Genomic DNA, 14,075 nt, shown 5'->3' with positions numbered 1-14,075 from the left:
CGACCCTACCGCGCCCGCCCCGGTCACAGCTTCGGAGATGACACCCGACACCCCGATGGATGAGGCCCACCGGCGGCGCGCCGCGCCGGATCTCCGAAGCCATGCACACCCCACCGCGCCGAGGGACGACGAAGGCCCCGGGGAGAACCCCGGGGCCTTCGTTCACTCAGTCACACCTCAGTTGTAGGTACCGGGGGTGATGTCGTCCGTCGAGAACGCGTCGAAGTCGACGTAGCCGAAGTCGCCGTCCGCGTACGCGCCGTCGGATGCGAAGATCCGGTTCGGGTAGCGCTCGCTCTTGGCTTCCTCGGTGGCCTCGACCGTGACGTCGCGGTACTTCGAGAGACCGGTTCCGGCGGGGATGAGCTTTCCGATGATGACGTTCTCCTTGAGACCGACCAGCGGGTCGCGCTTGCCCTCCATGGCGGCCTGCGTGAGCACGCGGGTCGTCTCCTGGAAGGACGCAGCGGACAGCCACGACTCGGTCGCGAGCGACGCCTTCGTGATACCCATCAGCTCCGGGCGACCGGACGCGGGGCGCTTGCCCTCGGCCACGGCCTCACGGTTGATCTGCTGGTAGCGCTTCAGGTCGACCATCTCACCGGGCAGCAGGGTCGTGTCGGCGTGGTCGACGACGGTGACCTTGCGGAGCATCTGGCGGACGATGACCTCGATGTGCTTGTCGTGGATCGGCACACCCTGCGAGCGGTAGACGCCCTGGACGCCGCCGACGAGGTACTTCTGCACCTCGCGGGCACCCATGACGCGCATGACCTCCTTGGGGTCGAGCGTGCCGACCTGCAGGGGCTGACCGACCGAGACGTGCTGGCCGTCCTCGACGAGGAGGGTGGCACGCTTCAGCACCGGGTAGACGACGGGCTCGTCGCCGTTGTCGGGCGTGAGGATGACCTTCTTGGCCTTCTCGGTCTCGTCGATCGTGATGCGGCCGTCGGCCTCCGCGATCGGCGATGCACCCTTGGGGGTACGCGCCTCGAACAGCTCCTGCACACGGGGCAGACCCTGCGTGATGTCATCCGCCGACGCCGAACCACCGGTGTGGAAGGTACGCATCGTCAGCTGGGTACCGGGCTCACCGATCGACTGGGCCGCGATGATGCCGACGGCCTCGCCGATGTCGACGGTCTTGCCGGTCGCGAGCGAACGGCCGTAGCACTGCGCGCACACGCCGACGGCGGAGTCGCAGGTCAGGACCGAGCGGACCTTGATGGTCTCGACGCCCGCGGCGACCAGCTTGTCGATGAGCACGTCGCCCACGTCGTCGCCGGCCGCGGCCAGGACCTCGCCCGACGCGTTCACCACGTCGGAGGCCAGCGTGCGGGCGAACACCGAGTTCTCGACGTTCGCGTCGCGCACCAGCTCACCCTGCGAGTTCGGAGCGGCGATCGGGAGCTCGAGGCCCTTCGACGTGCCGCAGTCCTCTTCGCGGATGATGACGTCCTGCGAGACGTCCACCAGACGACGGGTCAGGTAACCCGAGTCGGCGGTACGCAGAGCGGTGTCGGCCAGACCCTTACGGGTACCGTGCGTCGCGATGAAGTACTCCGCCACCGACAGACCCTCGCGGTACGAGGAGATGATCGGACGCGGGATGATCTCACCCTTGGGGTTGTTCACCAGACCACGCATACCGGCGATGTTCCGGATCTGCAGCCAGTTACCACGAGCGCCAGAGGACACCATGCGGTTGATGGTGTTGTCCTCCGGGAAGTGCGCCTTCATCGCGGCCTGCACCTCGTCGGTCGCCTCGGTCCAGATCTTGATGAGCTCCTGACGACGCTCGGCGTCGGTCGTGAGGCCCTTCTCGTACTGGGACTGGACCTTCGCGGCCTGCTTCTCGTAGCCCGCGACGATCTCCGCCTTGTTCGGCGGGGTGAGGATGTCGCTCAGCGCGACGGTCACACCCGAACGGGTCGCCCAGTAGAAACCGGCATCCTTGATGCGGTCCAGCGTGGCGGCCGTCTCGACCTTGGGGTACTCCTCGGCCAGCTTGTTGACGATCTGCGACAGCTTGCCCTTGTCGGCCTGCTCGCGCACGAACGGGTAGCCCTTCGGCAGCGCGTCGTTGAAGATCGCCTGACCCAGCGAAGCGTCGACCAGGCCGTGCTTCTCGTAGCCCTCGGGAGCCTCGCCCTCGAGGAAGGCCAGACCCGGGATGCGGATGCGGACCTTCGCCTGCAGGTCGAGCGTGCCCTCGTCGTACGCGAGCTGTGCCTCGCCGACGGAGCCGAACGCACGGCCCTCGCCCTTGGCGCCGGCCTTGACCGTGGTCAGGTGGTGCAGACCGATGATCATGTCCTGCGAGGGCAGGGTGACCGGACGGCCGTCCGACGGCTTCAGGATGTTGTTCGACGCGAGCATGAGCACGCGGGCCTCGGCCTGAGCCTCGACCGACAGCGGCAGGTGCACGGCCATCTGGTCACCGTCGAAGTCGGCGTTGAACGCCGCGCAGACGAGCGGGTGCAGCTGGATGGCCTTGCCCTCGACGAGCTGCGGCTCGAACGCCTGGATGCCGAGACGGTGCAGGGTGGGTGCACGGTTCAGCAGCACCGGACGCTCGCGGATGATCTCCTCGAGCACGTCCCAGACCTCGGGACGGGTGCGCTCGACGGCGCGCTTGGCGGCCTTGATGTTCTGCGAGTGACCGAGGTCGATCAGGCGCTTGATGACGAACGGCTTGAAGAGCTCGAGCGCCATCTGCTTGGGCAGACCGCACTGGTGCAGCTTGAGCTGCGGGCCGACGACGATGACCGAACGGCCCGAGTAGTCGACACGCTTGCCGAGCAGGTTCTGGCGGAAGCGACCCTGCTTTCCCTTGAGCATGTCGCTCAGGGACTTCAGGGCGCGGTTGCCGGTACCGGTGACGGGGCGACCGCGGCGGCCGTTGTCGAACAGCGCGTCGACGGCCTCCTGCAGCATCCGCTTCTCGTTGTTGACGATGATCTCGGGGGCACCGAGGTCGATCAGGCGACGGAGACGGTTGTTGCGGTTGATCACGCGGCGGTACAGGTCGTTCAGGTCAGAGGTCGCGAAGCGGCCACCGTCGAGCTGGACCATCGGACGCAGCTCCGGCGGGATCACCGGGACGACGTCGAGCACCATCGCGGCCGGGCTCATGCCGGTCTCGAGGAACGAGTTGACGACCTTGAGGCGCTTGATCGCACGGATCTTGCGCTGGCCCTTGCCCTCCGAGATCTGCAGGTGCAGGCTCTCGGCCTCGGCGGCCAGGTCGAACGCGGCCAGGCGACGCTGGATCGCCTCGGCACCCATGTAGGCCTCGAAGTACTGGCCGAAGCGGTCCTGCAGCTCGTGGAAGACGTCGTCCTCCGGGCGCAGGGCACCGACCTCGAGCGTGCGGAAGTCCTCCCACACGCGCTCCAGCTTCAGGATCGCCTCGTCGGCACCCTTGCGGATGAGCGACATCTCCTTCTCGGCGGCGTCCTTGACCTTCTTCTTGGCATCGGCCTTGGCACCCTCGGCCTCGAGGGCCGCGAGCTCCTCCTCCAGCTTGGCCAGGCGCTCCGCGATCTTCGCGTCGCGGCGGTCGCCGAGCGTCTTCAGCTCGAGACGGATGTTGTTCTCCTGGGTACCCAGGTCGCGGTGACGGGCCTCCTCGTCGACCGAGATGACCATGTACGCGGCGAAGTAGATGACCTTCTCGAGGTCCTTCGGCGCCATGTCCAGCAGGTAGCCGAGGCGCGAGGGCACGCCCTTGAAGTACCAGATGTGGGTGACGGGAGCGGCGAGCTCGATGTGACCCATGCGCTCACGACGGACGGAGCTCTTGGTGACCTCCACGCCGCAGCGCTCGCAGACGATGCCCTTGAAGCGGACGCGCTTGTACTTGCCGCAGGCGCACTCCCAGTCACGGGACGGGCCGAAGATCTGCTCTCCGAAGAGACCGTCCTTCTCCGGCTTGAGGGTGCGGTAGTTGATGGTTTCGGGCTTCTTGACCTCGCCGTAGGACCACGCGCGGATGTGGTCTGCGGTCGCCAGGCCGATGCGAAGCTCATCGAAGGTTGTGGACTCGAGCACTAGTTCTCCTGTGTCGGAAGTTCTTTTTGAGAAGTCTGGGCTTCGACCGGCTCAGCCGTCGCGGGGACGGCTGAGCCCGTCGAAGGATTAGATCTCGTCGATCGAGGCGGCCTCGAAGCGGCTGGAGATGTTGATACCGAGTTCCTCTGCGGCGCGGAACGCCTCGTCGTCGGTGTCGCGGAGGTTGACCAGCGTACCGTCGGCCGAGAGGACCTCGACGTTCAGGCAGAGCGACTGCATCTCCTTCATGAGCACCTTGAACGACTCGGGGATGCCGGGCTCCTGGATGTTCTCGCCCTTGACGATGGCCTCGTACACCTTGACGCGGCCGAGGATGTCGTCGGACTTGATCGTGAGGAGCTCCTGGAGGGCGTACGCCGCACCGTAGGCCTCGAGGGCCCACACCTCCATCTCACCGAAGCGCTGTCCACCGAACTGCGCCTTACCACCGAGCGGCTGCTGGGTGATCATCGAGTACGGACCGGTGGAGCGGGCGTGGATCTTGTCGTCCACCAGGTGGTGGAGCTTCAGGATGTACATGTAGCCCACGGAGATCGGCGCCGGGAACGGCTCGCCGGAGCGGCCGTCGAACAGCTGCGTCTTGCCGCTCGAGTCGATCAGGCGCAGGCCGTCACGGGTCGGGAGCGTCGAGTCGAGCAGACCGGAGATCTCCTCCTCGCTCGCACCGTCGAACACCGGGGTGGCGACCTTGGTGCCGGGCGCGGCCTCGAACGCCTGCTGCGGCAGCTTGGCGGCCCACTCCGGGGTGCCCTCGACCTTCCAGCCCTGCTTCGCGATCCACCCGAGGTGGGTCTCGAGGACCTGGCCGAAGTTCATTCGACCCGGGATGCCGAGCGGGTTGAGGACGATGTCCACCGGGGTGCCGTCCGCGAGGAACGGCATGTCCTCGACGGGCAGGATCTTCGCGATGACACCCTTGTTGCCGTGGCGGCCGGCGAGCTTGTCGCCCTCGGTGATCTTGCGCTTCTGGGCGATGTAGACCACGACGCGGCGGTTCACGCCGGAGCCGAGCTCGTCGTCGCCGTCCTCGGCGTTGAACTCCTTGACCGCGATGATCGTGCCCTGCTCACCGTGGGGCACCTTGAGCGACGTGTCGCGGACCTCGCGGCTCTTCTCGTTGAAGATCGCGCGGAGCAGACGCTCCTCGGCCGACAGCTCGGTCTCACCCTTCGGCGTGACCTTGCCGACGAGGATGTCGCCGGGGCGGACCTCGGCGCCGATGCGGATGATGCCGCGCTCGTCGAGGTCCTTCAGCAGCTCGGGGCTGACGTTGGGGAGGTCACGGGTGATCTCCTCCTTGCCGAGCTTGGTGTCGCGGGCGTCGACCTCGTACTCCTCGATGTGGATCGACGAGAGGGTGTCGTCCTTCACCAGGTCCTGGCTCAGGATGATGGCGTCCTCGAAGTTGTAGCCCTCCCACGTCATGAACGCGACGAGGAGGTTCTTCCCGAGGGCCAGCTCGCCGTTCTCGGTGGCGGGGCCATCGGCGATGACCTCTCCGACCTCGACGCGCTCACCGGCCGAGACGACGACCTTCTGGTTGTAGGAGGTGCCCTGGTTCGAGCGGTCGAACTTGCGCAGGTGGTACTCCTGCGTGCCGCCCTCGTCGAGCATGACGACGACGCGGTCCGCGGAGACCTCGGAGACGACACCGGCCTTCTCGGCGGTGATCACGTCACCGGCGTCGATGGCCGTGTAGCCCTCCATACCGGTTCCGACGAGCGGCGAGTCGCTGCGGAGCAGCGGCACGGCCTGACGCTGCATGTTGGCGCCCATGAGCGCGCGCTGCGCGTCGTCGTGCTCGAGGAAGGGCACGAGCGAGGTCGCGACCGACACCATCTGGCGCGGCGAGACGTCGATGTAGCCGATCTCCTCCGGGAGGAACAGGTCGACCTCACCGCTGCCGCCCTTGGGGCGCGCGAGCACGTGGCTCTCGCGGAAGCGACCCTTCGCATCGAGCGGCGCGTTGGCCTGCGCGATGTTGAAGTCGACCTCCTCGGAGGCGGTCAGGTAGTCGATCTGGTCGGTCACGACACCGTCGACGACCTTGCGGTACGGGGTCTCGATGAAGCCGAACGAGTTGATGCGCGCGAAGGTCGCGAGCGCACCGATCAGACCGATGTTCGGGCCTTCCGGCGTCTCGATCGGGCACATGCGGCCGTAGTGCGAGGGGTGGACGTCACGGACCTCGACGCCGGCGCGGTCACGGCTCAGACCACCGGGGCCGAGAGCCGACAGACGGCGCTTGTTGGTCAGACCCGCGAGCGGGTTGTTCTGGTCCATGAACTGCGACAGCTGCGAGGTTCCGAAGAACTCCTTGATCGCGGCGACGACGGGGCGCACGTTGATCAGGGTCTGCGGCGTGATGGCCTCGATGTCCTGCGTGGTCATGCGCTCGCGGACGACGCGCTCCATGCGGGACAGACCCGTGCGGACCTGGTTCTGGATGAGCTCGCCGACCGCGCGGATGCGACGGTTGCCGAAGTTGTCGATGTCGTCGGTCGCGAGGCGGATCTCGGTCTTCTTGCCGCCGCGGATGCCCTCGAAGGTCTCCTCGGTGCCCGCGTGCAGACGCACGAGGTACTTGATCGTGGCGACGATGTCCTGCACCGTCAGCACCGACTCCGTCAGCGGGGTGTCGAGACCCAGCTTGTGGTTGATCTTGTACCGGCCGACCTTGGCGAGGTCGTAGCGCTTCGGGTTGAAGTAGAAGTTGTCGAGCAGCGCGCGGGCGGCCTCGGCGGCCACCTGCTCGCCCGGACGCAGCTTGCGGTAGATGTCGCGCAGCGCGTCTTCCTTGGTGACGATCGTGTCCTTCGCGAGCGTCTCCTCGATGGAGGTGTAGCCGGCGAACTCCTCGAGGATCTCCTCGCTGGTCATGCCCAGCGCCTTGAGGAAGACCGTCACGGACTGCTTGCGCTTGCGGTCGACGCGGACGCCGACCTGGTCGCGCTTGTCGATCTCGAACTCGAGCCAGGCACCGCGGCTCGGGATGACGCGCGCCGAGACGATGTCCTTGTCACTCGTCTTGTCGGGGGTCTTGTCGAAGTAGACACCCGGCGAGCGCACGAGCTGCGAGACGACGACGCGCTCGGAGCCGTTGATGATGAACGTGCCCTTGTCGGTCTGGAGCGGGAAGTCGCCCATGAAGACCGTCTGGGTCTTGATCTCACCCGTGAGGTGGTTCATGAACTCGGCCTCGACGTAGAGCGGGGCCGCGTACGTCTTGCCACGCTCCTTGCACTCCTCGATGGAGTACTTCTCGGGCTCGAGGTACGGGTTCGTGAACGACAGCTGCATCGTCTCGCCGAGGTCCTCGATCGGGGAGATCTCCTCGAAGATCTCGCCCAGACCGCTGTTCTCGTTCACGTCGGTGCGACCGGCGGCCTTGGCCTCGGCCACGCGCGCCTTCCAGGCGTCGTTGCCGACCAGCCAACCGAAGGACTCGGTCTGCAGGGCGAGAAGGTCGGGGACCGTCAGCGTGTCGGAGATCTTGGCGAACGAGAGACGGGAAGCTCCGCGTCCGTTCTTGGTGGTGGTGGATGTGGATGCGTTGGGAGCAGCAGCCAAGGGAATAACCTCCGTGAGCCCCGCAGGGCTTCTCGATTCCTTTGTCGTCAGGTGGAGTGCGCTCAGAAGCTCACGAGATGCCGACCACCATATGAGGGCAGGGAGAAGCGAGCGCAACTACCAACTATAGACGCGATCTCGCGACATGGCAAGCGCAATCCTTGACCAATCTTCGATGCTGCGGTAATGGGACCGCCGAGACCCCGCCTGGGCGCCGAAACCCCGCCCTCGCCGCGGAGGCAGGGCGGGGTTTCGACCCGAAACCGGGGTCTCGGGTCAGGAGGCGATGTTGAGCTCGTTGCCGGGGATCGAGGCGAGGAGGCGGCGCGTGTAGGGGTCGCGAGGATTCGTGAAGATCTCCTCCGACGACGCGGCCTCCACGAGCTTCCCGTCCTTCATCACGCACACGTAGTCGCTGATGAGCCGCACCACCGCGAGGTCATGCGAGATGAACAGGTAGCTCAGGCCGTACTCGCGCTGGAGGTCGCCGAGCAGCCGCAGGATCTGGTCCTGCACGAGCACGTCGAGTGCCGACACGGGCTCGTCGCACACGATGAGGTCCGGCGAGAGGGCCAGCGCTCGCGCGATCGCCACACGCTGACGCTGCCCGCCGGAGAGCTCGGACGGGTAGCGCCGCAGCATCGACTGCGGTAGCGCGACGTCGTCCAGGAGCTGTCGCACGCGCTTGCGCCGGTCCGCCCCGCTCCCCCGCTTGTAGAACTCCAGCGGCTCCGCGATCAGGCGCTCGATCGTGAACATGGGGTTCAGGCTGGAGTACGGATCCTGGAAGATCGGCTGCACCCGCTGCCGGAAGTCCTTCGTCTCCGCACGGCTCAGCGTCGAGATGTCCTTGCCCTCGTAGCGGATGAGGCCGCTCGTGGGCTCGATGACCTTGAGCAGCATGCGCGCGGTCGTCGTCTTGCCCGATCCGGACTCCCCCACGATCGCGACGGTCTCCCCACGCGGGATCGCGAGCGAGACGTCGTCGACGGCCACGAAGTCCTCGTGCTTGCCGCGCACGGGGTACACCTTCGTGAGGTTCTCGATCTCGACGATGTTGCCCTTCGACGAGCTCAGGGACCCAGACTCACTGTGGGTCGCTGAGCCCGTCGAAGCGCCCTCCTGGGTCGCTGAGCCTGTCGAAGCGTCCCGGACGAAGGCCTCAGGACGCAGCCGCGCCACCGCCACCGACGGCGCCGCCTTCACGAGCGACTGGGTGTACGGGTGCTGCGGGTCCTCGAGGATCCGCCGCGCCGGCCCTTGCTCGACGACCTTGCCGCGGTGCATCACGATCACGCGCTCGGCCCGCTCGGCGGCGAGACCGAGGTCGTGGGTGATGAGGAGCACGGCGGTGCCCAGCTCCCTCGTCATCTCGCCGATCTGGTCGAGGATGGTCTGCTGCACCGTCACGTCGAGGGCACTGGTGGGCTCGTCCGCGATGAGCAGCCGCGGCTTGCACGCCAGCCCGATGGCGATGAGGGCCCGCTGCCGCATGCCGCCGGAGAACTCGTGCGGGTACTGCTTGGCCCGACGCTCCGGATCCGGAAGACCGGCGGCGGTCAGCGCCTCGACGACCTTGGACTGCACGTTCTGCCGGGTGGCGAGGCCGTGGGCGAGCAGCGTCTCGGCGACCTGGGTGCCGATCTTCGCGACCGGGTTGAGGTTCGACATGGGGTCCTGCGGCACGAGTCCGATGTCCCGTCCGCGGATCGATCGCAGCTCGCTCTCGGAGGCGCGGGAGATGTCCCGCCCGTCGAGCTTGATGCTGCCGGCGGCCACCTTCCCTCCGCCCGCGAGCAGCCCGATGATCGCCATCGCGGTGGTCGACTTGCCGGAACCGGACTCGCCGACGATCGCCACGGTCTCCCCCGGACGGATCTCGAGGTCGACGCCCTCGACGGCGTGCACGACGCCGTCCATGGTGGCGAAGTCCACCGCCAGGCCCTCGACCGACAGCAGGGGCTGGTCCGCCATCCCGTTCTCCTTCGCGGCGCGCACGGCGCCCTCGTCGCGGATGTTCATCGTGCCCTCGTCCTCGGGTCCATGGCTTCGCGCAGCGCCTCACCGAGCAGGGTGAAGCCGAGCGCGGTGACGGCGATGCAGATGCCGGGGAGGAACGCCAGCCACGGGGCGATCGCCAGCTCCGCTTGCGCGTACGTGAGCATGCGACCCCACTCGGCCGTCGCGGGGCCGCCGCCGCCGAGACCGAGGAACGACAGCGCCGCGGCATCGATCACGGCGGTCGCGAGGGTCAGGGTGCCCTGCACGATCACGGGCCCGATCGCGTTCGGGAGGACGTGCGACATCGTGATCCGGCCGCGGCCGAGGCCGAGCGTCTGCGCCGAGAGCACGTAGTCGCTGGAGCGCTGCTGGAGCATGGACGCCCGCAGCAGGCGCGCGAAGATCGGCACCTGAGAGGCCCCGATGGCGATCATCACGGCGTACGGCGTCTGTCCGAGGATCGCGGCGATCGACACCGCCAGCAGGAGGTTCGGCACCGAGAGGATGATGTCGACGACGCGCATGATGACGGTGTCGACCCAGCCTCCGAACGTGCCGGCGAGGAGTCCGAGGATCATGCCGCCGACGAGACCCATCGCGGTGGAGACGACGCCGATCAGCAGCGACGCCTGGGCGCCCCAGATGAGCTTCGACAGCACGTCGCCGCCGAACCGGTCCAGACCGAGGGGGAACTGCGGCAGCTCGCCCGGGCCGGGGATGTGCGTGGGCGTGATCTCCTTCGCCCCGGGGAGCGCGGTCTCGGGGTACGGAGCGAGGACCGGCGCGAGCACCGCGACGAGGAGGAAGAGGAGCACGATGACGGCGCCGATCCACGCCGTCGGATTGCGGCGGAGCCGGCGGAACACGTCGCGCCAGAACCCGCCGCCGCTCTCCTTGAGGTCGGCCTGGGCGATGGCGACGGTGTCGATGCTGCCGCCGCTCTCGGCGGACGGCCCCTGTGCGGGTGGGAGGGCGATGCTCATGCGAGCGCCTCCTTTCGGATGAGGGAGGAGGACATCACTGCACCCTCACTCTCGGGTCGATGAGGCTGTACGACACGTCCACGGCCAGGTTGATGAGGGCGTAGGCGATCGCGATGAAGATGATGAACCCCTGCAGCACCGGGAAGTCGCGCGTGAAGATGGCGCGCGCGAGGAACGATCCGATGCCGGGGAAGGCGAACACGGTCTCGGTGAGCACCGCCCCCGAGATGAGGAGTCCGGTCTGCAGTCCGATCGTCGTGATGACGGGGAGCATGGCGTTCCGGAGGATGAACCGGCTGCGCAGCGTGCCGGAGCCCACGCCCTTCGCCCGCCCCGTCCGCACGTAGTCGGCGTTCTGCACCTCCAGCACGCTCGCCCTGGTGATGCGGACGATGATCGCGAGCGGGATGGTGCCGAGCGCGAGCGCCGGGAGGATCAGATGGAGGATCGCATCCCACGCGGCGTCGAACTCCCCCGTGATGATGCCGTCCCAGACGTAGAAACCGGTGGGATGGGTGGCATCGATCCGGGGGTCCTGGCGGCCGTCCGAGGGGAGCCACCCCAACTGCACGGCGAAGACGTACTTGAGGATGAAGGCCAGGAAGAAGACCGGGATCGTAATCCCGATGAGGCTCAGCACGACCGACGCGTGGTCGGTGAACTTGCCGTGGCGGCGGGCCGCCCAGTACCCGAGCGGGATGCCGACGCCCACCGCGAAGATGAGCGCCGCGACGCTCAGCTCGATCGTCGCGGGGAAGCGGCGGAGGAACTCCTCCGTGACCGGCCGGTTGGTCTGGATGGAGGTGCCGAAGTCGCCCTGCAGCAGGCGCGTGACCCAGATGAAGTACTGCTCGATGAGGGGCTTGTTGAAGCCGTAGAGCTCGTTGACCCTGGCGATGGCCTCCGGGGTGGCCTTCTCGCCGAGGAGGGCGACCGCGGGGCCGCCGGGGAGGGCCCTGACCCAGGCGAACAGCAGGATGCTGAGCCCGAACAGGGTGGGGATGAGGAACAGCAGTCGCCTGCCGATGGTGCGCAGCACAGAGTTCTCCGTCGATCAGAAGGTACGCCGTGCCCCGGTCCCGCGAGGCGGAACCGGGGCTCGGCATATCAAATGGTCAGGCCTACTTCGTGAGGACGATGTCCGTGAAGACCTCGTCGTTCACCGGGCTGGCGGGGTAGCTCTCGACGCGCGGGTCGAAGGCGAGCGTCGGCGCCGGGTGCGCGAGCGGGACGCCGGGGATGAACTCCGCGACCATCTCGTTGATGTCCTCGTAGAGGGCCGTCTGGTCGTCGAGGTTGGAGACCCCGCGCGCCTCGGTCAGCGCCTGGAAGAGCTCCGGGTTGTCGAAGCCCCACTCCGAGCTCTGCTGGCCGAAGAACACTCCGACGAAGTTGTCCGTGTCGTTGTAGTCGCCGGTCCAGCCGAGCAGGTGGATGCCGTGGTCGGCGGTGCCGCTGGTGCGGTCGAGGTACTCGACCCACTCCTCGGAGACCGGAGTGGTCTCCACGCCGACCTCCGAGAGCTGCGAGGACAGGACGGTGTAGATCTGCTCGGGGTCCGGCATGTACGGACGCGAGACATTGACCGGGTAGTTGAAGTCCAGCGACAGAGGGTTCGCCTCGTCGTAGCCGGCCTCCGCGAGCAGCTCCTTGGCCTTCTCCGGGTCGTAGTCGTAGGTCGTGACCTCGTCGTTGTAGCCGTTGACCACCGGCGGGACGAACTGCGTCGCCTTCTCGGTGCCCTCCGGGAGGACCTGGCTGATCAGGGCGTCCTTGTCGATCGCGTAGGACAGCGCCTCGCGCACCTTCGGGTCCTGCAGCTCCGGGATCGCCTGGTTGAAGGCGAGGTAGAGGATCGTGAACGGGGGACGCGACACCATGGTGAAGTCGTCCTCCTCCAGCGCCTTCGTGTCGGCGGGGCCCACGAGGTCGTAGCCGTCGATGGAGCCCGACTCGAGCGCCTGACGACGCGCCGTCGGGTCGTCGATGGTGCGGAAGATGATCTGGTCGATCTGTCCGGCCTCGCCCCAGTAGTCGTCGTAGGCCTTGAGCGTGACCTGCTCGCCCGGCGCCCACTCCTCGAACTGGTAGGGGCCTGTGCCGACCGGGTGGCCCATGGCGTACTCGGACAGCTGCGGGGCCTCGGCGGTGCCGCCGACCTCGTCCGCGCCGAACTCCTGCATCGCCGAGGGGCTCTGCATGCCGAAGGCCGGGAGCGACAGCGAGGCGATGAAGCCGGCGAACGGCTTGTTCAGCTCGATCGTGACGGAGTTCTCCCCGTCGGGCGTGCAGGACTTGTAGACCGCGTCCTCCGGGTTGGAGGCGTAGCCCTTGAAGAGCTTGTTGTAGTAGTACCCGAAGGCCTCGGAGGCGGCGAGACCGGTCCAGTTGTACCAGCGGTCGAAGTTGGCGCAGACGGCCTCGGCGTTGAACGGGGTGCCGTCCTGGAAGGTCACGCCCTCCTTCAGCGCGAAGGTGTGAGACATGCCGTCCTCGGACGACTCCCACGACTCCGCCAGCAGCGGCGCCGGGTCGGCCGTGCCGGGCTCCGTGCCCACCAGACCCTCGAAGATCTGGCGGGAGACGCGGAAGGTCTCGCCGTCCTGCGCGAACGCCGGGTCGAGGCTCGCGGGATCGGACGAGGCGGCGAAGACGAAGGTGCCGTCGACATCACCGGAACCCTCCGACCCGTTGTCCCCGCGCTCGCTGGCGACACATCCGGCGAGAGCGAGAGCGGCGATGGTCGCTCCGGTGATGACGGCGATTCCTCGCCGAGGCATGGCTGACTGGTGCATGGGTGTATGACCTTCCCTGTCGGGCGCTTCCTTGCGCGTCTCCGGGCATCGTCGCCGCGGAGACGGTGATTCCTCGAAGGTACCCAGCGGCCAGGCGGATGCCAAGAGTCCGATGTTGCGATCCGGTATCGACGCGGTGCCGCCCGTGATCCGGTAATGTCCAGAACGTGCCGGACACCACTCCCCGCGTCGTGTGCCTGGGCGAGGGCCTGGTCGCCCTCGTCGCCGCCACCGCCGGACCGCTCGAGACCTGCCGCACGTTCCACCGCTCCCTCGCCGGGGCCGAATGGAACACCGCGATCGCGCTGTCCTCCGCGGGCATCCGCACCGCGGTCGTGTCCCGTGTCGGCGACGACGGCTTCGGACGCTTCCTCACCGCCGAGCTCCGTGCGCACGGCGTCGACGATCGGGCCGTGGAGATCGACCCGATGGCACCGACGGGCCTCTACGTCAAAGAGCTCTCCCCGCGGGCGGACGGCGCCGTGGAAGGGACGATGCACTACTACCGTGCCGGGTCGGCCGCGGCGGCGCTGTCGCCGGCCTCGCTGGAGTCGCCCGTGGCGGTGGACCTGCTCGCCGCGGCGGCCCTCGTGCACACCTCCGGCATCACGCCCGCGCTCTCGCCCTCCGCACGCGCCGCCCAGGAGGCCCT

Annotated in this window: 7 protein-coding genes; 1 reads left to right on the top strand and 6 read right to left on the bottom strand. The window is 67.7% G+C overall.

From position 1 onward, the window contains the following. Positions 1–177 precede the first annotated feature (177 nt). From rpoC to AUV07_RS09915, 6 genes are all read right to left on the bottom strand, one after another. The gene (rpoC, locus tag AUV07_RS09940; protein WP_025104410.1) at positions 178–4,053 is read right to left on the bottom strand and encodes a DNA-directed RNA polymerase subunit beta'; all 3,876 of its coding nucleotides are present in this window, start codon (positions 4,051–4,053) and stop codon (positions 178–180) included. Positions 4,054–4,140: 87 nt separating this feature from the next. After that, a complete protein-coding gene (gene rpoB / locus AUV07_RS09935; RefSeq protein ID WP_025104411.1) occupies positions 4,141–7,644 on the bottom strand; it encodes a DNA-directed RNA polymerase subunit beta in 3,504 nt (1,167 codons plus the stop codon). 276 nt (positions 7,645–7,920) lie between these two features. Then, entirely contained in the window at positions 7,921–9,666 is a 1,746-nt protein-coding gene (locus AUV07_RS09930; RefSeq protein ID WP_082802909.1) for an ABC transporter ATP-binding protein, read from the bottom strand. Next, on the bottom strand, positions 9,663–10,628 hold the full coding sequence (locus AUV07_RS09925) for an ABC transporter permease (RefSeq protein WP_025104413.1): 966 nt from the start codon (positions 10,626–10,628) through the stop codon (positions 9,663–9,665). Before AUV07_RS09925 ends, AUV07_RS09930 begins: the two co-directional genes overlap by 4 nt. A 34-nt stretch (positions 10,629–10,662) precedes the next feature. Further along, a complete protein-coding gene (locus AUV07_RS09920; protein ID WP_025104414.1) occupies positions 10,663–11,667 on the bottom strand; it encodes an ABC transporter permease in 1,005 nt (334 codons plus the stop codon). A gap of 82 nt (positions 11,668–11,749) precedes the next feature. Further along, on the bottom strand, positions 11,750–13,423 hold the full coding sequence (locus AUV07_RS09915) for an ABC transporter substrate-binding protein (RefSeq protein WP_062635739.1): 1,674 nt from the start codon (positions 13,421–13,423) through the stop codon (positions 11,750–11,752). Between the two features lie 167 nt (positions 13,424–13,590). Between AUV07_RS09915 and AUV07_RS09910 the strand changes: the two genes are divergently transcribed. Continuing rightward, a partial coding sequence (locus tag AUV07_RS09910) for a PfkB family carbohydrate kinase (RefSeq protein WP_231868237.1) occupies positions 13,591–14,075 on the top strand: 485 nt, incomplete at its 3' end.

Source organism: Microbacterium sp. CH1 (assembly GCF_001595495.1).
GTDB lineage: Bacteria > Actinomycetota > Actinomycetes > Actinomycetales > Microbacteriaceae > Microbacterium.
This window is presented reverse-complemented; position numbering and strand designations above follow the sequence as displayed.